This is a genomic window from Pannonibacter sp. Q-1 (genome assembly GCF_054073275.1).
Genome location: NZ_JBSXNB010000002.1, coordinates 432,709 through 452,704 on the forward strand (window position 1 = coordinate 432,709; position 19,996 = coordinate 452,704).

Below are 19,996 nucleotides of genomic sequence, written 5' to 3' on the forward strand. Positions count from 1 at the left end.
GGCCTCCGGGAGCAATCAGGATGCACCCCGGCTCACCGGTCCCGGCTCGCGCTACGCTTGGCCGGGATGACGCCGGTCAGGAAACCCTTTGATCCGAACCGCCGGTGCCCCGCCGCACGTCACCCCTTACTTGGCGACGTTCTTCTCGTAGGCTTCCAGAATGGCCGCGAAGTACTTGGCCTGCGGCATGGACCAGCCGCGCTCGGCCAGCGTTTCCGGGGTCACATCGGCAAACAGGCGGTTCCATTCGGCGTCCGTCAGCTCGCTCTTGACGTTCTGCGGATCGATGCCGGGGAACCAGTTGAAGCGGCGCACGATGCCGTCCGCCTGCACAGCCGGGCTGGTGGCGAAGGCGATGAACTCCTTCGCGAGTTCCGGCTGCGCAGCCTTGGCCGGCACCGTGTAGTACATCGGCTGGCCCGGCATGCCCGGCGACAGGATCATCAGCTTCAGGTTCGGGTTCAGGCGGCCATCGGCAACCCAGGTGTAGAACATGTCCATCCACACCGGGCCCATGGCGATTTCGCCGCGGTTCATGGCATCCAGCGTACCGGCGTTGCCCGGCGTCATGACAACGCTCTGGTTGAAGTCGCGCAGCGAGGTGAGCGCGGGCTCCCACTTGGCAGCGGCATCGTCAGCCCACGGCCCGTTGCGGATTTCGTCAGCCGCGCCGGAGAAGGCATACATCCAGCCGAAGACGAAGCCGACGCCGGCCATGCCGCCGGTGATGCCGTTGTAGCCGAACTTGCCCGGGTTCTCCTTCACCCACTTGGCCAGTTCCTCATAGGACTGCGGCGGGTTGGCGATCACGTCCGGATTGTAGGCGATGGCGATCTGGCTGTGGAACATCGGCATGACATAGCCGGAGACATTCACGCCAAGCGAGTTTTCAGCCGTTTCGCGGGTGACGAGCTTGGCGGTGGCGAGACCATCACGGTAGCTCGACAGCAGCTTCTCCTCGACCATCTTGCCGGCCATGCGCTGATGCACGACGGCGACGTCCACATCCCACACGTCCTTGCCCTTCTGGGCGTCGATCTTTTCATAGATCGCCTGGCTGCCGCCATCGCCCGGGCCGGTGCCAACCGCGCGCACGGTCACGCCCGGATGGGTCTCCTCGAACTTCGGTCCGAGGTAGTCGTTGATGTAATCCACCATGTTGGTGTCACCGGCGGTGATCACCGTCAGGGTCTGGGCCGACACGCTGGTCGCCAGAGCCGTCGTGAGGGTCGTGGCTGCCAGCATGCTGGCAAGGGCAATCCTGAGTTTCATGACTGTCTTCCCTGAGGTTCGTGAGTGGGAAAATTAGTGCCGTGTCTCCAGCACAGCCCCGTGGAGCGTGCCCTGAAGCAGGCGGTTTTCGGCATCGAAGCTCATCAGCATCGATGCCGGAACGGTGAGGGACGCATCAGCGCCCGCAGCAATGGGCACGGGCGAGCAGCCCGACAGGCTCTCCCCGGCAGAATCAATCGTGATCTGGTAGGTGCCGCCCGCATAGGCGCAGGCACTGACCTGCCCCTTGCGCAACAGCGCCGGACCTTCGGGCAGAACCTCTGCCGAAGTGAACGCGCGTGCAACTTCGGTGCGGAACCCGGCAATCTTCGCAGACGCCGCAACCGGATCGCCATGGCGGAAGGCCGTGACATTGCCGACACCGAGAAACTCAGCCGCCTCAAGATCGGCCGGGGCGCTGTACAGCTCTTCGGGGCTCGCCACCTGCACGATCTGCCCCTTGCGCATCAGGACGATACGGTCGGCCATGGCCAGCGCCTCGTCCTGGTCGTGGGTGACCATGATGGTGGTGATGCCGACCTTCTGCTGCAGGCGGCGCAGCTCGCCGCGCAGGCTGCGGCGGATGGAGGCGTCGAGGTTCGACAGCGGCTCATCCAGAAGCAGCAGCGGCGGGTCGATGATCAGCGCCCGGCCCAGAGCCACGCGCTGGCGCTGGCCGCCGGACAGGCTGGCGACGGCGCGGCCGCCATAGCCCTCAAGGCCCAGCAGCGCCAGAACCTCCTCTGCCCGCCGCTCCCGTTCGGCCTTGGGCAGGCCGCGCAGCTTCAGCGGATAGGTCAGGTTGCCGGCGACCGACATATGCGGCCACAGGGCGTAGGACTGGAACACCATGGCGGTCTGGCGCGCCTCGGGCGCAAGACCGGCGATGGAGCGTCCGCCCACGGTGATATCCCCTGCGCTCAGCGGGGCGAACCCTGCGATGGAGCGCAGCAATGTTGTCTTGCCGCAGCCTGAAGGGCCAAGCAGGCAGGTAAAGGTGCCCGCTGGCACCTCCAGCGAGATGCCGTCGAGAATGAGAGACTGCCCAAGGCGAATGGACACCTCCTCCAGTGACAGCGCTTCAGTTCCCATGGGGACCTCCTCCGATTGAAAGCGCGTTCAATCTATGTTCAGTGCATGACGGTTTTATGTCAACTCCATTTGCAAAGAGCCGTTTTTTGTGCGATGCAAAGTATGAACGCGTTTGCAAGTTGAGCCGGAGAAGGAATGCGCGTCACCGCCGATGATGTTGCCGAAGCCGCAGGCGTCTCCCGCGCCATGGTTTCCCGCGCCTTCACGGAAGGGGCGCCGATTGCGGCCCGCAAGCGCGCCCATGTGCTCGCGGTGGCAGAATCCCTCGGCTACCGGCCCAACCGCATTGCCCGCGGCCTCACCGGCAGCCAGACCGGCCTCATCGCCCTTGTCGTCGGCGCCGTCTCCCGCCCCTATGAAGCCTGGCTCCTGGAAACCATGAGCCGGGAAATCCGTGCGGCCCGCAACTGGCCGCTGCTGCTGCAGGTGCAGCCGGGCGATGAACTGGACAATGCGCTGGAAGACGCCCTCGCCTATCAGGTGGACGGGGCGATTGTTGCCGCCGGATCGGTCAGCCCGGCACTGGCCGAACGCTGCCGCAACTCCGGCGCGCCGATTGTCATGGTCGGGCGCATCATGCCGGGCGGAGATACGGATGCCGTGTGCTGCGACAACCGGCTGGGGCTGGAGCTGCTGGTGGATCATCTGGCATCAAGCGGCCGCAAAAAGCTCGCATGGATCGGCGGCACACCCGAAACCTTCTCCAACATCGAGCGGCACGACGGGCTGATGCAGGCACTGGCCCGGCGCGGCATGAAGCTCTTGGCCGCACGTCAGGGCGACTATTCCGTCGACAGCGGCCTTGCGCAGGCCCTCACCCTGCTGACGGCGCCGGAAAAGCCCGATGCCATCCTCTGCGGCAACGACGCCATGGCCCTTGGCGCCATCGCCGCCGCCCGCCGCCTTGGCCTCAGCGTGCCCGGTGATGTGGCCATCGCCGGTTTTGATGATATCCCGGCCGCCGCGTGGGAGCCCTATCAGCTGACCACCGTGCGCAATCCGGTGCTGGAAACCACCCGCGAGGCGCTCCGCCTCCTGCGCCATCGCATTGATGGCCACGGCGAAGCCGGCAGCGCCGAAATCGTCCGCCTCGCCCCGGAACTGGTCATCCGCCAGAGCGCCTGAGGCGGAACGGGCCTCTTCGTTGCTCTGGCAAGGCCTGTCTTCTCCCCTCCCCGCACAACAAAAATTCCTGTCCGTGATCCGCCCGCTTGGGCGCAGCGTAAGATCTCGCAATACAAGGCATTTCCCCGCTGCCCCCACCTTTGGGACACCCCGTCCCGCATGACAAGGATACAGAATGCGGATTGCAGTCATCGGTTCCGGTATCTCGGGCAACAGCGCAGCCTGGGCCCTCAGCGGCCATCACGACATCACCGTTTACGAAAAGCGCCTGCGCCCCGGCGGGCACAGTGCCACGGTCGATATCGATTACGATGGCGCCGCCATTTCGGTGGACACGGGCTTCATCGTCTACAACGAGCTGAACTACCCGAACCTGACCGCCCTATTTGCCCATCTGGGCGTTGCCACCGAAGCCAGCGACATGAGCTTTGCCCTGTCGGTGGATGCCGGCCGGCGTGAATGGGCCGGCACCAACCTGCGCACCATCTTCGCCCAGCGGCGCAACATGGTCTCGCCGCGCTTCCTGTGGATGCTGCGCGAGATCCTGCGCTTCAACCGTCAGTGCGCCGCAGATCTGGCCTCGGGCTATCTGACGGGCATGAGCCTTGGCGATTACATGCGCGCCCGCAAGTTCTCCGCCGCCTTCATTGAAGACTACCTGGTGCCGATGGGCGCGGCGATCTGGTCCACCCCGGCCTCCGAAATGCTGGCCTTCCCGGCCGCCTCCTTCGTCTCCTTCTTTGAGAACCACCGTCTGATCAACTTCGACCGGCCGCAGTGGCGCACGGTGTCCGGCGGCAGCCGCAACTATGTGCAGCGCCTGCTGGAGCCGCTGCGCGGCCACGTGCGCCTCGGCTCGCCCGTCACCAGCGTCCGCCGGGCTGAGGGCAAGGTGCATGTGCGCGATGCCTCGGGGCACGAAGACATGTTCGATCACGTCATCCTTGCCAGCCACACGGACCAGACGCTGGCCATGCTGGATGATGCGAGCGACGACGAGCGCCGCATTCTCTCGGCCATCCGCTACCGGCCCAACACGGTCTATCTGCACCGGGACGAAAGCCTGATGCCCAAGCGCAAGAGCGTCTGGGCGTCCTGGAACTATCTCGCCCGCACCGGCTCGGCGGAAGGAACGGATGTGGCCGTGTCCTACTGGATGAACCGGCTGCAGAACATCGACACCAGCCGCCCGCTGTTCGTCACCCTCAATCCCCCGCATGAGCCGCGCGAGGATCTGACCTTCGCCCGCTTCACCTATGACCATCCGCAGTTCGATGCAGGCGCGCTGGCCGCGCAGCAGCAACTCTCACGGATACAGGGCGTGGCCAACACGTGGTATTGTGGAGCCTGGCAAGGGCATGGCTTCCATGAGGACGGTCTTGTTTCCGGCCTCAAGGTTGCCACTGCCCTTGGCGCGAAACTTCCCTGGCGCTCTGCGGCGGCTGGCTCGTCCGGCCTCGCGGAAGCTGCCGAGTAAGGCAGGACGCAACATGGCGGCGCACAGAAAGACAGACGGGCACGGCCAGACCCGCGTGAGCGGGAATGGCCCGGCCCCGGCGGAGGCAGCAAGCCTCTATGCCGGACAGGTCATGCATGCGCGCATGAAGCCTGTGCCGCACCGCTTCAGCTATTCCGTCTTCAGCCTGCTGATCGATCTGGACAGGCTGAAGGACGCCGGCCGGCAGAGCTGGTTCTTCTCGCACCGCCGCTTCAATCTTCTGTCCTTCCACGAGAAGGACCATGGCCCCCGTGACGGCTCGGATCTCAGGGCGCATGTGGACCGGCTGCTGGCGGAGAAGGGCGTGGCCCGCCCCGCACGTGTCCTGTTGCTGTGTTATCCGCGCATGCTGGGCTACGTGTTCAACCCGCTCAGCGTCTATTACGCCTATGACGGCGAAGGCACGCTGACCGGCATCGTCTATGAGGTGCGCAACACCTTCGGCGACCTGCACACCTATGTGGCGCCCGTGACAGTGGATCAGGTGAGCGAGGCGGGCATCCGGCAGACGCAGGACAAGCAGTTCTACGTCTCGCCCTTCCTCGACATGGTGCAGACCTATCATTTCCGCATGATGCCGCCGGGGGAGACCGTGCGCGTGCGGATTCTCGAGACGGACCCGGACGGCCCTTCGCTGGCCGCGACCTTCCACGGCCATCACAACAGTTTGACCGGCCGCGTCATCCTGCGCGAATGCCTGAGGATGCCGTTCATGACCCTCAAGGTCATGGGCGGCATTCATTGGGAGGCCTTGAAGCTTTGGCTCAAGGGGATACGTTTTCATTCAAAGACATCTGCCACCGCAGCTGCGGCAGGCAGCGGCGCGCAACAGGCCAAAAAGGCAAACGCGCCCGCAGATACTGAAGTTTACGGGAAAGCCTGATGGAGACCGACATGTCTTTAGCCTCCTCTCTGCCCTCCCCGGCCAATGCCGGATCGCAGCAGGTCATTCATCTGACACAGGCGAACGCCCGCGAGGTGCTGTCGGGCCTGCCGCGCTTTGTCCGCATGGGCATGCGTATCGTGCTTGCCCTGCGCTATGGCGTGCTGACAATCACGACACCGGACGGTCAGGCCTTCCGCATCGAGGGCAAGGAACCGGGGCCGGTGGCGGATCTCTTCGTCCATGACTGGCGCTTCGTGCGCATGGCCGCAGAAGGCGGCGATGTGGGCGTGGGCGAAGCCTTCATGGCCGGATACTGGTCCAGCTCGGACGTCACCACCTTCCTCGAACTTTTCTGCGTCAACCGGGATGCGACGGTGGAGAAGCTGCAGGGCAGCCCGCTGTTCCGCCTGGCCGTCACGCTGCGCCACTGGTTCAACCGCAACACCCGCAAGGGCTCGCAGCGGAACATCTCGGCGCATTACGACCTTGGCAACGCCTTTTACCGGGAATGGCTCGACCCTTCGATGACCTATTCCTCGGCCCTGTTCGACGAGAGCACCGCCTCGCTGGAAGAGGCACAGCGCAAGAAATATCTGGCTCTGGCGGAGGCCACCGGCATCAAGCCGGGCCACAAGGTGCTGGAAATCGGCTGCGGCTGGGGCGGCTTTGCCGAATTTGCCGCCGGCGAGATCGGCGCCAATGTGCGCGCCCTGACCATTTCCCGCGAGCAGTACGACTATGCCCGCGAACGCATCTTCAAGGCCGGTCTCAATGACAGGGTGGAAGTCGTCTTTCAGGATTACCGCGATGAAACCGGCGTTTACGACCGGATCGCCTCCATCGAAATGTTCGAGGCGGTCGGCAAGGAATACTGGCCGGTCTATTTCAACAAGGTGTCGTCCTGCCTGAAGCCCGGCGGGCTTGCGGGTCTGCAGATCATCACGATCCAGGACACCATGTTCAAGGACTATGCCCGCCGCCCGGACTTCATCCAGCGCTACATCTTCCCCGGCGGCATGCTGCCGCCTCCCGGCAAGCTGCAGGAAATCGGCGGACGGCAGGGTCTGAAACTGTCGGCGGAGCGCATCTTCGGTCAGGACTATGCCCGCACCCTCGCCGAGTGGCGCGAGCGCTTCCGCGAGGCATGGCCGCGCATTTCCCCGCTCGGTTTCGACGAGCGCTTCAAGCGGCTCTGGGAGTTCTATTTCCATTACTGCGAGGCCGGCTTCCGCTCCGGCAACATCGACGTGCGCCAGATCGTCTACGCCAAAGCGGGCTAAGGCAGCCGCCTTCCGGGCAGAAGAGGTTTTCTGTCCGGATATATCCCCTCTGGCTGTATGGCGCTTGCCGCAGCCAGCCTTCACGGCTAACAGTCGGGAACACGTTTCACGTCAACGGGAGCCTGACCCATGACCGCCCTTCTGCCGCGTTTCGCCCGCCTTGCCGCCCTTGCCCTGTCGGTTCTGCCCTTCACCGGCGGCCTTGTCCAGGCCGCTGAACTGCCGGATCTGGGCGGCCGGGAAATCGCGGTGCTGACGGAAAATGCCTATCCGCCGCTGCAGTTCATGGACAACAGCGGCAAGGCCGTGGGGTGGGAATATGACGCGGTTGCGGAGATCGCAAAGCGGCTCAACGCCAGGGTCACCTATCAGAACTCCAGCTGGGACGCGATGATCCCTGCCATCGCCGCCGGGGAATATGATTTTGCCATGAACGGCATCACCATCCGCGACGACCGCAAGGACAAGGTGGATTTCTCCGATCCCTACATGCGCTCGGAAATGGTGATGCTGGTGCGTGCCGATGAAGCCCGGTTCTCCGATGCCAAGGGCTTTGCCGCAGATGCCGGGCTGCTGATGGCCGCCCAGCCGGGCACCACGCCCTTCTATGTCGGTGTCTACGAAGTGCTCGACGGCGACGAGGCGAACCCGCGCATCAAGAAATTCGAGACCTTTGGCGCCGGCGTTGCCGCGCTCCGGGCTGGTGACGTGGATCTGGTTCTGACCGACAGCACGGCGGCGGAGGGCTATGTCTCCACCTCCAATGGCACGCTGAAGATCGTGGGTGAGAAGCTGGGCACGGAAGACTTCGGCTTCATCTTCCCGAAGGGCTCGGATCTCGTTGCCCCGGTCAATGCCGCCATCGCATCAATGAAGGCAGATGGCACCATTGACGCGCTCGATAAGAAGTGGCTGCTCGACTACAAGATGGGCCAGTGAACCTGATGCCCGCCGGAGAGCCGTGAAGAATGGGACCCGCCCGCCCGAAGCCGCGCGCCAGACATATCCCCGGCGGCCGTTCGCCCTCTTCGCCCGAGTTTCCATGGTGGCTCGCCGCCATGGGGCTGCTGATCGTCTATGCCTTCGTGCAGGCGCTGGCCGATGCCCAGCAGGCGCAGGTGCTGTCTACCCTGTCGCGGGGCATCGGCATCACACTGATGGTCACGGCCACGGCCTTCACCGGCGCCTCGCTGCTGGGGCTGCTGCTGGCGCTCGGCACCTTGTCGCGCTTCACCGTGATCCGCCAGTTCGTCCGCTTCTATGTGGAACTGATCCGCGGCATTCCGATCATCGTGCTGCTGCTCTACATCGCCTTTGCCGGTGTGCCGCTGCTGGTGGAAGGCTGGAACTGGCTCGCCGGGCACCTCGGCCTTGGCGAAGTCAGGACGCGTGATGTCTCCCTGCTCTGGCGTGCCGTTGCTGCGCTGATTCTTGCCTATTCCGCCTTTCTGGCGGAGGTGTTCCGGGCCGGTATCGTCTCGATAGCCCCCGGTCAGGTGGAAGCGGCCAAGGCGCTTGGCCTTACCGGCTGGCAGCGTTTCCGTCTGGTCATCGCGCCGCAGGCCCTGCGCGTGGTGCTGCCGCCTTTCGGCAATGATTTCATCGCCATGCTGAAGGACAGTTCCCTCGTCTCGGTTCTGGGCGTCACCGACATCACCCAGCTCGGCAAGGTCGCAGCGGCGGGCAACTTCCGCTATTTCGAGACCTACAATCTCGTCGCGCTGATCTATCTGTCAATGACCGTCACCCTCTCCGTCGCCCTGCGCCAGCTCGAACACCGCCTGCGCTGGCGGGACAAGCCGGGCAGCGGCGAAGCGCAGGGCGGGCAGATTTAGGTTATGGTGCCCATAATCCACCCACCTCTCCATCGTCATCCCGGCCAAGCGTAGCGCAAGCCGGGACCGGTGAGCCGGGGTGCAAGTTGGTTTAAAGAAACATGGCCGAAAGACTTCGGCTCACCGGCCCCGGATCTCCGCTTCGCTTTCGTCCGGGGTGACGATGGAGAGATACGGGCTGGAGCTAAACATCCCCTCACCGCCCCTTGCGGCTCCAGCCGGTGGCTCTGGCGACAAGCGGGAAATAGAGGCTGTAGGGCAGAAGCCGCAGAAACTTGAGCTGCCGCACGAAGGCCTTGGGGAAGGAAATCTCGAAGCCCTTGCGCGCCCGCAGCCCCGCCACAAAAGCCTTGGCGGCCTCTTCCACCGGCATCAGATGCGGCATGGGGAAAGGGTTTTCCTTGGTCGCAGGCGTATCGACAAAGCCGGGCGAAACCACCTGAATACGGATGCCCACCCGGTCGAGATCGAACTTCAGGCTCTCGGCCAGATTGATCAGTCCGGCCTTGGTCGCCCCATAGGCGGCCGAGGTGGGCAGGCCGCTGTAGCCCGCGACAGAGGCAACAATGGCGATCTGGCCGCGCCCCCGCCCCTTCATGGCGGCAATCGCGGGCAGCACCACATGCACGGTGCCCTTCAGATTGACATCGAAGGTCTGCGCGTAAGCCTCTGCAGAACCATCAAGACCATCGACCGGAATGTAAACACCGGCATTGGCGATGACGAGGGCAAGCGGCGCAAGCTGCGTCTCGATGCCTGCAGCAATAGCCGCCATGGCGGCCGCATCCGTGACGTCTCCGGGATAGGCGTGGATCGATCCGGCAAGGCCTGCAGCCTCCCCGGCAAGGCTCTCGAGCGCTTCAGCCGAACGGGCCGTCACCGCAACCTTGAAGCCCGCCCGCGCCAGCTCCAGCGCCACCGCCCGGCCGATGCCGGAACTGGCGCCCGTGATCCATGCCGAACCGTCCGAGGGGGTTGCCGTATAATCTGTCACCTGAAACTCCTGTGTCTGGAGTTTCTACGGACAAGGGCGGGCTGTGGATCTGGTTGGGGACCGCTTCCTCGCCACTCTGACCGCCCCGGCCTCACCTGGAACGCACTTGTTCGTGGAGGAGAGAATGTAGCTGGCAAAGGTGCGGTACTGCGGGCCTGCTAGCGCGAACGCAAATCCATAGACCGTTCATTCCGGCTTCGAGCCGTGACCTGTCAGGGAGGCACCATCCGGAACAACCGGCCACTCACTTTCCAGCAGCCTCTCATCTCGTCATCCCTGACGAAGCGCAGCGGAGATCAGGGACCGGTGAGCCTGGGTCTATCCTGCTGCCGACCTGAACCAGCCAACGCCCCGGCTCACCGGTCCCGGCTCGCGCTACGCTTGGCCGGGATGACGATGGAGAGGCTGGAACGCTGGAGCCACCGCCCGGGAGGCATGGAGGCCATCACACAAAAGCATGTCCCCGCTCAAGGCGGGGACAGCGCGGAAGGGCTATGACGCTCTGACTTTCAGCAGCACCGCAGTGAAACGGGCATACTTACCCTGCCCCGCCTTCACATCCGCATGAAGGGAGCAATGAGGCGGCCAAGCGGGCCAGTCAGCCTCAGGTGGCCTTCGGTGACGGCAAAGCAGATGCAGTCTTCATCGTCATCGGCAACGGGCTTGTGATCGACGTGATCATCGGCAAAGGCGAGATCGCCGCGCACATAATGGCCGTCAGCATCCGAGAAGCCGCCCTGCAGCACGAGCGTCAGTTCCTGGCCGTCATGGGTGTGCGACGGCACGGCGCGGCCGGCCTTGATCCACAGGAGGCTGGCGGTGCAGCCATCCATTTCGCCGAACTTGAATTCCTTCACGCCCGGCATCAGGCTGCGCCACTTCAGGCCGTCCAGCGTGTTGCGGCCCAGCAGGCCGCGCAGGCTGGACGGAAGACGCGGATCGAAGGACTCGCACGGCTGAATGCGCCGTTCCGGCATGGCCGGAAGGCCGAGAATGGCCTCAAGACGGGCATCCCGGCTGGTCAGTTCCACCGGTGCGGTGGTGTCCAGCTCCGCTCCGGCCAGCGCCTCGAGCGAGCGGACATAGCCGCGGTGGCGGGGCGAGAGTTCCAGATGAGACGATACGAGGACGCGCGCGGGTTCTGCCAGCCTTCCGGCGACATATCCTGCCAGCAGTTCGTCCAGTCCAGTGGTAGTTTCCATTAAAGTGCCTGGTGCCATCTTTTGAGTGAGCAGCTTTTCCTGCTCTACGGCGGTCTTTGGTGCCCGGATCACGTCTTTCTGCGTGTTAGTAAGGAAACCTAGATAAACTGCCCCTTCCCGGCAAGATGCCACCGGGGCCAAGGCGGGGGTTTTCCGTTTCCATTTAAGCGAAGATGCAGAAAAACCTTCCACGCATGACAGGTCAGATTGCAGCCGCGTCACTTGATCCCGCGCCTTTGGACCATTAGCTTGCGCACAAGCCGTTTCAACCAGAAAACAGTAACACCGGATCACCATGACCCTTTATTCCTCCGCCGTCGAAGCCATCGGCAACACCCCGCTCATCCGCCTCAACCGGCTTTCTGACGAGACGGGCTGCGAGATCCTGGGCAAGGCGGAGTTCATGAACCCCGGCCAGTCGGTCAAGGACCGTGCCGGCAAGCAGATGATCCTGGAGGCCGAAGCGCGTGGCGACCTGAAGCCCGGCGGCCTGATTGTCGAAGGCACGGCCGGCAACACCGGTATCGGGCTTGCGCTTGTCGCCCGCGCCCGCGGCTACCGGACCGTCATCGTCATGCCGGACAGCCAGAGCCAGGAAAAGAAGGACATGCTGCGCCTAGCGGGCGCCGAACTCGTCGAAGTGCCGGTGAAGCCCTTCTCCGACCCCAACAATTATCAGCATGTCGCCCGCCGCCTCGCCGAAGACCTGGCAAAGAGCGAGCCCAACGGCGTGCTCTTTGCCGACCAGTGGAACAACCTCGACAACCGCAAGGCCCATTTCGTCAGCACCGGCCCGGAAATCTGGCGCGACACGGACGGCAAGGTGGATGGCTTCATCTGCGCCGTCGGCACCGGCGGCACACTGGCAGGCACCTCCACCTATCTGCGCCAGCAGAAGAGCGGCATCGTCATCGGCTGCGCGGACCCGCGCGGGGCGGCGATGTATTCGCTCTTCACCACCGGCAAGGCGGAATCCTCGCCCGGCGGCTCCGTGTCGGAGGGCATCGGCCTTGGCCGCGTCACGCCGATCATCGAGGACATCAAGGTGGACAAGGCCTATCTGGTGACCGATGAGGAAGCCATGCCGCTGCTGTTTGATCTGGCGGAGAATGAAGGCCTCCTGCTCGGCGGCTCCAGTGCCATCAACATCGCCGGTGCGGCCCGTCTTGCGCGGGATCTCGGCCGCGGCCACACGGTCGTGACCATCCTGTGCGACCACGGCTCGCGCTATCAGTCCAAGCTCTACAATCCGGACTTCCTGCGCTCCAAATCCCTGCCGGTTCCGGCGTGGCTGGAGAGCCGGTCCGGGCTGAAGGCGCCTTTCCTGTGAGATAAGGATCACGCCCATGGGGGGCGCTGCCACGTCCATCGGCAGGGACGTCCTTACGGATGTCAGTCTCGCCGATACGATCCTGAACAATCTCGGCATCATCGCCGCGGTTACGGCAGCGCTTTACACCCTTGCAGCCATCTGCGCCGTGCGGGAAGTGATGAACAGCCGCACGGCGCAAGGCACCATCGCCTGGCTCTTGTCGCTGTTCTTCCTGCCCATCCCCACGATCCTGCTTTATCTCGTCTTCGGCTGGAAGCAGTTCGATGACTATGCCGATGTGCAGCGCAAGATGGGCCGGGACGAGCGCAGCCGCCGCGCCCGGCAGATCGGCATCGCCGACAAGGCCGCGACCACGGACTGGCAGGTGCTGTCACGCGTCGCCAACCTGCCCTTCATTTCCGGCAACCGCTGCGAATTGCTGATCGATGGCGATGCCACGTTCTCCTCGATCCTGCAGGGAATTTCCGAGGCCAGAACCGTGGTTCTGGTGCAGTTCTTCATCGTGCGCAGCGATGTGCTGGGCCGCACGCTGGCCGACCTGCTGATCGAGAAGGCCCGGCAAGGCGTCCGGGTCTACTTCCTTTATGACGAGATCGGATCCAAGGGCCTGCCCAAGGCCTATATCCGGCGGCTGCGCCGGCACGGCATTCACGTCTCGGGCTTCAACGAAACGCATCACTATCTGCGGATCCTGGGGCCGATGCGGATCAACTACCGCAACCACCGCAAGGTCGTCGTCGTGGACAACCGGCATGCCTGGGTCGGCGGGCACAATGTGGGCGATGAATATCTGGGCAAGGACCCGGATTTCGGCCACTGGCGCGACACCCATGTAAAGATCAGCGGCCCGGCAGCACTCGGCTGCACCCTCTCCTTTGCCGAGGACTGGCACTGGGCCTGCGGCGAACCGCTGGATTTCTTCTCGCCCGGCCCCTACGAGTCCCCCGGTGACGAAGCCGTCCTTGTGATGCCGACGGGCCCGGCCGACCCGCTGGAAGACTGCTCCATCGCCTTCACCGAGGCGATCTCCCGTGCCCGCCACCGGCTGTGGATCGTCAGCCCCTATTTCGTGCCGGGGCCGGACGTGCAGACGGCGCTTTATGCAGCGGCCATGCGGGGCGTCGATGTGCGGGTGCTGCTGCCGCAGAAGGCCGACCACCGGCTGGTCTGGCTGGCCAGCCACGCCTATGCGGATGACATGGTGAACCACGGCATCAAGGTCTACCGCTATCTCGAAGGCTTCCTGCATCAGAAGGTCGTTCTGGTGGATGACGAGCTGGCGTCGGTCGGCACGGTGAATTTCGACAACCGCTCCTTCCGGATCAATTTCGAAATCACGCTCTGGTTCACCAGCCCCGGCTTCATCGCCCAGATTGCGGCCATGCTGGAGGAGGATTTTGGCCGCGCGAGGCAGACCGGACCGGATGACCTCGACAAGCGCTCCTATGCCTTCCGGGTTCTTGCCCAGAGTGCCCGGCTGTTTTCGCCGATCCTCTAGGGTCCCGGTCATTTCAGGTCCTCTCAAGCCTTGCAGCAGCGGCAAAGCATGCTACCGTGCGGCCCCGCCTTGTCCGATACCGGAGCCTTTCAGATGACCGAGCCCCTTTTCCGCGATGATTCCTACCTGCGCAGCTGCGAAGCGCGGGTGGTGGAAATTACCGGAGATGGCGCCATCGTGCTGGACCGGACGGTGTTCTACGCCACCAGCGGCGGCCAGCCCGGCGACAGCGGCTATCTGGAGCGCGCCGACGGCAGCCGGGTTGCCATCACCACCGCCCTTTATGCAGACGGCAAGACCGGCCACCGGCACATTCCCGCGGCCGGAGAGGCCCTGCCGGAGGCAGGCGAGGCCGTGAGCGTGCATGTGGACTGGACGCAGCGCTACCGTTTCATGCGCATGCACACCGCCCTGCACATCATCTGCGCCGTGCTGAAGACCAAGATCACCGGCTGCCAGATCGGCGCCGAGGAAAGCCGCATCGACCTTGATATTCCCGAGCCGCCGGAGCGCGGCGCCATCGAGGCTGCGATCCGCGAAGCAATTGACCGCGACATGGCGATCAGTACCGAATGGATCACGGATGAAGAGCTGGATGCCAATCCGGGCCTCATCAAGTCCATGAGCGTCAGCCCGCCGCGCGGCAACGGCAAGGTGCGCCTCGTGCGCATCGGCGAGGATTTCGACCTGCAGCCCTGCGGCGGCACGCATGTGTCACGCACCTCGGAAATCGGCCTCGTCGAAGTGACCAAGCTCGACAAGAAGGGCAAGCTGAACCGGCGGATCCGCATCCGCCTTGCTGATTGATCCCTTTCCCAGAAACAGACCAGAACCAGACCCGCCCCTGCAGCACCGGAGACCGGCATGAACCGCCCGCCCCTCGTCAATACCGAATGGCTCGCCAGCCGTCTTACAGCACCGGATGTTCTGGTGCTGGATGCCTCCATGCACCTGCCGGGCACGGGCCGCGATGCCAACGCGGAATACTTGGCCGAACATATTCCCGGCGCCATCCGCTTTGACATCGACACCATCGCCGACAAGGCAAGCCCCCTGCCCCACATGCTGCCGCAGCCGACGGCTTTCTCGTCCATGATGCGCAAGCTGGGCGTGGGCGACGGCATGACGCTGGTGTTCTACGACACGGTCGGCATCTACTCCGCCCCGCGCGGCTGGTGGATGCTGAAGACCATGGGGGCAGAGCGTGTCTTCATCCTCGACGGCGGCCTGCCGAAGTGGAAGTCCGAGGGACGGCCGGTGGAAGACGGCAAGGTGACACGGCCGGAGCGCCACTTCACCGCCCGCCTTCACAATGGCGCCGTGACGGATATCGAGGCCATGCGGGCGATCGTGGACAGCGGCAGCCGCCAGGTTCTGGACGCCCGCGCCGGCGCCCGCTTCCGCGCCGAAGTGAAGGAGCCGCGCGAGGGCCTGCGCTCCGGCCATATGCCCGGCGCCTTCAGCACACCCTTCACCGAACTTCTGAACGCGGACGGCACGATGAAGTCCAACGGGGATCTCAGCCAGGTCTTCCTGGACGCTGGCGTGGATCTGTCGCGCCCGGTGACCACCTCCTGCGGCTCCGGCGTCACCGCGGCGGTCATCACTCTCGCCCTCACCCTGCTCGGCCACAAGGATCTGAGCCTCTATGACGGCTCCTGGAGCGAATGGGGCAGCCTGCCGGACACGCCCGTCGTCACGGGGTGACTACAAGGCTGAACTGAAAAAGACAGAAGGCCCGCGTCAGAGACTGACGCGGGCCCTTGTTTTCAGCACGGGTTGCCGGGCTCACATCAGCGACAGGCGCAGCACCGGTTCGGAATTGGCGTTGAGCAGCGTCAGGGAGCCCCGCTCCCCCCGGTAATCGACGGCCGCATGGACGGCTTCGACGAATTTGCGCTCCTGATCCATGATGGCAGGGGCACAGGCCTTGCGGGTGACCGCCAGCGGGCCGATCTTCAAAACGCCGCCACTCTGGCGGACCTGCCCGAAGATGGTGTTGCAGCCGCCGGAGCCCGCAACGGTTCCAGCTTCCTCGATCTGCAGGATACTGTCCGCGCCGCTCTGCGGCACCTCACCCTGAATTTCCTCCACCTTCCATTTGCCCACCAGATCGAAGGGCAGCCCGCGATCCTGTGCGGCGGCAGGCTGAAAAGCCATCAGCGCCAGCGCGGTGGCAGCGCAGGCTCCGGTTTTGGCAGCAAGGTGGCGAAAAGTTCCAAGAACAGTCATGCGTCGAACAACCCTCTCATACCAAGGCTCCGGGATGCTGGCGCATCACGCCTTGAAAATGCTCAAACGCCGCAGGGGCTTGATCAGATCCCGATGAGGCAAGCTCACCGGGATTTCGTATAAGGCATGCAATAACGAGCGGCCGGTGATTTCCGCGCTCCAGAATGCCCCAAGCCCGATAATGCAAAGTAAACCGGCAGGCATTTCCGCAAGACATGACTTACAGGCTGTTTACGGCAAATTCTTGAAAACGAATTTCGCAAGATAGCGAAAGGCATAGCGCTTTCGCGATGCTCCTTATTGTAAAAATACACAATCGTCTTTTCTTCAGGGGAACATTCACCGTCACATAAAAACAAGGCCCCGGACCTTGCGGTCCGGGGCCTGATTTTAACCTGCGAGCTGCGGCCGGAAAACCGGTCCGCGCTATTGCGGATCAGTGATGCAGGATCTGGCTCAGGAACAGCTTGGTGCGCTCGTGCTGCGGATTGAGGAAGAACTGCTCCGGCTCGTTCTGCTCCACGATCTGGCCGGCATCCATGAAGATGACCCGGTTGGCGACCTTGCGGGCGAAGCCCATTTCGTGGGTGACGCAGAGCATGGTCATGCCTTCTTCGGCAAGGCTGACCATCACATCCAGCACTTCCTTGATCATTTCCGGATCGAGCGCTGAGGTCGGCTCATCGAACAGCATGATCTTGGGGTTCATGCAGAGCGAGCGGGCAATGGCCACGCGCTGCTGCTGACCGCCGGAGAGCTGGCCCGGGTACTTGTGCGCCTGCTCGGGGATCTTCACCCGGGTCAGGTAGTGCATGGCGATTTCCTCGGCCTGCTTCTTCGGCATCTTGCGCACCCAGATCGGCGCCAGCGTGCAGTTCTCAAGGATCGTCAGATGCGGAAACAGGTTGAAGTGCTGGAAGCACATGCCAACCTCACGGCGGATCTCGTCGATCTTCTTCAGGTCATCGGTCAGTTCGATGCCATCGACGATGATCTGGCCTTTCTGATGCTCTTCCAGACGGTTGATGCAGCGGATCATCGTCGACTTGCCGGACCCTGAAGGCCCGCAGATGACGATGCGCTCGCCGCGCATGACCTTCAGGTTGATATCGCGCAGCACGTGGAAATCCCCGTACCACTTGTTCATGCCGATGATCTCGACCGCCACATCCGTGTCGGACACGGTCATCTTGCTGCGGTCAACGGCGATTTCGACTTCGGAGACTGCGTTCTCACTCATGGGTTTACTCCAGAATATCCAGGGATCGGAGGCGGCGCGGAGATCCGCGCCAGCCTGTCAACGGTCGCTCTAGCGTTTATGGCCCGTGTTCAGCCGCCGCTCCATGTAGATGGAGTAGCGCGACATGCCAAAACAGAAGGCAAAGAAGATCACGGCAGCAAACAGATAGCCTGTACGGCTGGTGACCGGCGTTGCCCAGGTCGGGTCTGTGAACGAGGACTGGATCTGGCCCAGAAGGTCGAACATGCCGACGATCAGCACCAGGGTCGTGTCCTTGAACAGGCCGATGAACGTATTCACGATGCCCGGAATGACGAGCTTGAGCGCCTGCGGCAGGATGATGAGACGCATCATCTGCCAGTAGCCCAGGCCGAGCGCCTTGGCGCCCTCATACTGTCCTTTGGGAATGGCCTGCAGGCCGCCGCGCACCACCTCCGCCATATAGGCGGCGGAGAACAGCGTCACACCAATCAGCACGCGCAGGAGCCGGTCGAAGGTGATGCCTTCAGGCAGGAACAGCGGCAGCATCACGGAGGACATGAACAGCACCGTGATGAGCGGCACACCGCGCCAGAACTCGATGAACATCACCGAGAACAGCTTGATGACCGGCATGTTCGAGCGCCGCCCCAGGGCCAGCAGAATGCCGATGGGAAGCGATGCGGCAATACCGGTCACCGCAATCACCAGCGTCACCAGCAGCCCGCCCCACAGGGAGGTCGAGACCACCGGCAGGATGACGTTGCCGCCGATGGAAAGCCCTGTCAGCAGATAGTAGGCCGCGATGGGAAGCCCGACGATGAACAGCACCGCGTTGATCCGCTTGTAGGGCACCGAGGGGATCGCCAGCGGAATGAGCAGCGCCGCGAAGAGCACAAAGACAATATCCACCCGCCAGGTCTGGGCCGCCGGATAACGGCCGTAGATGAACTGCGGGAAATACGCCTTCACATAGGCCCAGCAGGCCCCGACAACCTCGCCCGAGCCTTCCGGCACAAGACAGGCATTGCGGTTTTCACCGGTCCAGACTGCGGTGATGAGGGCAAACTCGATCAGCGGCTTGATCAGGGAATAGGCGATCAGAATGCCGATGAGGGTGAGAATGGTGTTGCCGATGGAGGAGAACAGGTTCGTTCTCACCCAGCCGATGGCACCAGCGGTCGAAACCGGAGCCGGAAGAAGCGGAGCCTCCTCCGTCCGGATGTGAAATGCAGATTTGGTTTCAGCCATGGTGTTCATCCTTACCGCTCCACCAAAGCCATCTTCTGGTTATACCAGTTCATGAAGGCCGATGTGATCAGGCTGAGCGACAGGTAGACCGCCATCCAGATCGCAATAACCTCGATCGCCTGGCCGGTCTGGTTCAGCACCGTACCGCCAAGGGACACGAGGTCGGGGAAGCCGATCGCAACCGCGAGCGAAGAGTTCTTCGTCAGATTGAGATACTGGCTGGTGAGCGGCGGAATGATCACGCGCATGGCCTGCGGGATGATCACCAGCCGGAGGGTCGGCGCATTGCGCAGGCCCAGGGCATTGGCTGCCTCGGTCTGGCCGTGGCTGACCGCCTGAATGCCGGCACGCACGATTTCTGCAATGAAGGCCGACGTATAGATCGCCAGCGCCACCGTGAGGGCCAGGAACTCCGGAATCAGCGTCATGCCGGTGCCGAGCGTGAAGCCCCGCTGCAGCAGCGGCCCGGTGTCGTTGAAGACCGGATGGCTGAACGAAACGGGCATGCCCGATGCCAGATAGGCCACCAGCGGCAGGCCGATGATCAGGCCGAGAGCCGTCAGGAACACCGGAAACTGCTGTCCTGTCGCCTCCTGGCGCTTGCGGGCCCAGGTCTTGATCACCGCAACGGCGGCAATGGCAATCAGCAGAGCAATGCCGATCGCCGAGGAGCCCGGCTCGAACACCGGCTTGGGCATCCAGAGCCCTGCGATGTTCAGATGGATCGCATCAAACAGCGACCACCTGTCCCGCTTGTCCGGGACTGACCGCAGAACGGCGAAATACCAGAAGAAGATCTGCAGCAGCAGCGGAATGTTGCGCAGGACTTCCACATACCAGTAGGCCAGCTGCGAGATGACCCAGTTCTTCGACAGGCGGGCAACGCCGATGAGGAAGCCCAGGATGGTCGCGCAGAGAATGCCGATGACGGCAACGAGCAGCGTGTTCAGGAAGCCCACCAGCAGGGCGTCCCCGAAAGTGGAGGTCTCCGAATAGTTGATCAGGCTCTGGGATGTGCCAAATCCTGCAATCCGGTCAAGAAATCCGAAGCCCGATGCAATTTTCTGGCGCTGGAGATTGGCGATCGTGTTGGTCACGATCACATAGCCCACGGTCACAAGGACCGCCACCAGCAGCAACTGAAAGAAAATACCTCGAACATGCGGGTCGTTGACCAGCGACCCTCTCGAAGAGGATGCTGCGCCGTTATCCCGTGTTGTCATATTGCCTCGCCAACCAATGACGCACCGGTGCTCTTGTAGCGGCACCTGTGATGCGT

18 protein-coding genes are annotated in these 19,996 nt (G+C 63.4%); 10 read left to right on the plus strand and 8 right to left on the minus strand.

All coding sequences use genetic code 11. From position 1 onward, the window contains the following. Positions 1 to 126: 126 nt before the first annotated feature. Both ACVNHC_RS05945 and ACVNHC_RS05950 read right to left on the minus strand, forming a co-directional pair. Positions 127 to 1,272 (minus strand): ABC transporter substrate-binding protein, encoded by a 1,146-nt coding sequence (locus tag ACVNHC_RS05945; RefSeq protein ID WP_197717595.1) that lies wholly within the window; start codon positions 1,270 to 1,272, stop codon positions 127 to 129. Between the two features lie 33 nt (positions 1,273 to 1,305). Next, positions 1,306 to 2,364 (minus strand): ABC transporter ATP-binding protein, encoded by a 1,059-nt coding sequence (locus tag ACVNHC_RS05950; protein WP_094462952.1) that lies wholly within the window; start codon positions 2,362 to 2,364, stop codon positions 1,306 to 1,308. A 135-nt stretch (positions 2,365 to 2,499) separates the two neighbouring features. Between ACVNHC_RS05950 and ACVNHC_RS05955 the strand changes: the two genes are divergently transcribed. From ACVNHC_RS05955 to ACVNHC_RS05980, 6 genes are all read left to right on the plus strand, one after another. Continuing rightward, positions 2,500 to 3,489, plus strand: a complete 990-nt coding sequence (locus tag ACVNHC_RS05955) for a LacI family DNA-binding transcriptional regulator (RefSeq protein ID WP_457166716.1) — start codon at positions 2,500 to 2,502, stop codon at positions 3,487 to 3,489. Positions 3,490 to 3,664: 175 nt separating this feature from the next. Further along, positions 3,665 to 4,966: an NAD(P)/FAD-dependent oxidoreductase gene (locus ACVNHC_RS05960; protein WP_457166717.1), complete on the plus strand. Its 1,302-nt coding sequence runs from the start codon at positions 3,665 to 3,667 to the stop codon at positions 4,964 to 4,966. 13 nt (positions 4,967 to 4,979) lie between these two features. Next, entirely contained in the window at positions 4,980 to 5,870 is an 891-nt protein-coding gene (locus ACVNHC_RS05965; RefSeq protein ID WP_457166718.1) for a DUF1365 domain-containing protein, read from the plus strand. Between the two features lie 11 nt (positions 5,871 to 5,881). After that, positions 5,882 to 7,153 (plus strand): SAM-dependent methyltransferase, encoded by a 1,272-nt coding sequence (locus tag ACVNHC_RS05970; protein WP_050471886.1) that lies wholly within the window; start codon positions 5,882 to 5,884, stop codon positions 7,151 to 7,153. Positions 7,154 to 7,282: 129 nt separating this feature from the next. After that, positions 7,283 to 8,092, plus strand: a complete 810-nt coding sequence (locus tag ACVNHC_RS05975) for a transporter substrate-binding domain-containing protein (protein WP_457166719.1) — start codon at positions 7,283 to 7,285, stop codon at positions 8,090 to 8,092. 119 nt (positions 8,093 to 8,211) lie between these two features. Beyond that, entirely contained in the window at positions 8,212 to 8,988 is a 777-nt protein-coding gene (locus tag ACVNHC_RS05980; protein WP_058900859.1) for an amino acid ABC transporter permease, read from the plus strand. Positions 8,989 to 9,184: 196 nt separating this feature from the next. On the opposite strand, the gene ACVNHC_RS05985 is transcribed toward ACVNHC_RS05980, so the two are convergent. Both ACVNHC_RS05985 and ACVNHC_RS05990 read right to left on the minus strand, forming a co-directional pair. Beyond that, positions 9,185 to 9,982 carry an SDR family NAD(P)-dependent oxidoreductase gene (locus ACVNHC_RS05985; protein WP_457166720.1) on the minus strand — a complete coding sequence of 266 codons (798 nt, stop codon included), beginning with the start codon at positions 9,980 to 9,982 and terminating at the stop codon, positions 9,185 to 9,187. A gap of 554 nt (positions 9,983 to 10,536) precedes the next feature. Continuing rightward, the gene (locus ACVNHC_RS05990) at positions 10,537 to 11,184 is read right to left on the minus strand and encodes a ChrR family anti-sigma-E factor (RefSeq protein WP_055456264.1); all 648 of its coding nucleotides are present in this window, start codon (positions 11,182 to 11,184) and stop codon (positions 10,537 to 10,539) included. A 295-nt stretch (positions 11,185 to 11,479) separates the two neighbouring features. Between ACVNHC_RS05990 and ACVNHC_RS05995 the strand changes: the two genes are divergently transcribed. The 4 genes from ACVNHC_RS05995 (at position 11,480) to sseA (ending at position 15,722) form a co-directional block, all read left to right on the plus strand. Beyond that, positions 11,480 to 12,514, plus strand: a complete 1,035-nt coding sequence (locus ACVNHC_RS05995; protein ID WP_058900072.1) for a cysteine synthase A — start codon at positions 11,480 to 11,482, stop codon at positions 12,512 to 12,514. Positions 12,515 to 12,530: 16 nt separating this feature from the next. Continuing rightward, positions 12,531 to 14,015 carry a cardiolipin synthase gene (gene cls / locus ACVNHC_RS06000; protein WP_050471769.1) on the plus strand — a complete coding sequence of 495 codons (1,485 nt, stop codon included), beginning with the start codon at positions 12,531 to 12,533 and terminating at the stop codon, positions 14,013 to 14,015. 93 nt (positions 14,016 to 14,108) lie between these two features. Next, the gene (locus ACVNHC_RS06005; RefSeq protein WP_123194094.1) at positions 14,109 to 14,822 is read left to right on the plus strand and encodes an alanyl-tRNA editing protein; all 714 of its coding nucleotides are present in this window, start codon (positions 14,109 to 14,111) and stop codon (positions 14,820 to 14,822) included. A 57-nt stretch (positions 14,823 to 14,879) separates the two neighbouring features. Then, positions 14,880 to 15,722 (plus strand): 3-mercaptopyruvate sulfurtransferase, encoded by an 843-nt coding sequence (gene sseA / locus ACVNHC_RS06010; protein ID WP_123194093.1) that lies wholly within the window; start codon positions 14,880 to 14,882, stop codon positions 15,720 to 15,722. Between the two features lie 81 nt (positions 15,723 to 15,803). Here sseA and ACVNHC_RS06015 read toward each other — a convergent pair whose 3' ends face one another. The 4 genes from ACVNHC_RS06015 to ACVNHC_RS06030 all read right to left on the minus strand — a co-directional run bounded on the left by ACVNHC_RS06015 (position 15,804) and on the right by ACVNHC_RS06030 (position 19,940). Next, on the minus strand, positions 15,804 to 16,247 hold the full coding sequence (locus tag ACVNHC_RS06015; protein ID WP_123194092.1) for an META domain-containing protein: 444 nt from the start codon (positions 16,245 to 16,247) through the stop codon (positions 15,804 to 15,806). A gap of 436 nt (positions 16,248 to 16,683) precedes the next feature. Further along, the gene (locus ACVNHC_RS06020; RefSeq protein WP_050471773.1) at positions 16,684 to 17,487 is read right to left on the minus strand and encodes an amino acid ABC transporter ATP-binding protein; all 804 of its coding nucleotides are present in this window, start codon (positions 17,485 to 17,487) and stop codon (positions 16,684 to 16,686) included. Positions 17,488 to 17,556: 69 nt separating this feature from the next. After that, positions 17,557 to 18,726, minus strand: a complete 1,170-nt coding sequence (locus ACVNHC_RS06025; RefSeq protein ID WP_094462947.1) for an amino acid ABC transporter permease — start codon at positions 18,724 to 18,726, stop codon at positions 17,557 to 17,559. A 2-nt stretch (positions 18,727 to 18,728) separates the two neighbouring features. Then, entirely contained in the window at positions 18,729 to 19,940 is a 1,212-nt protein-coding gene (locus ACVNHC_RS06030) for an amino acid ABC transporter permease (protein WP_050471774.1), read from the minus strand. Positions 19,941 to 19,996 lie beyond the last annotated feature (56 nt).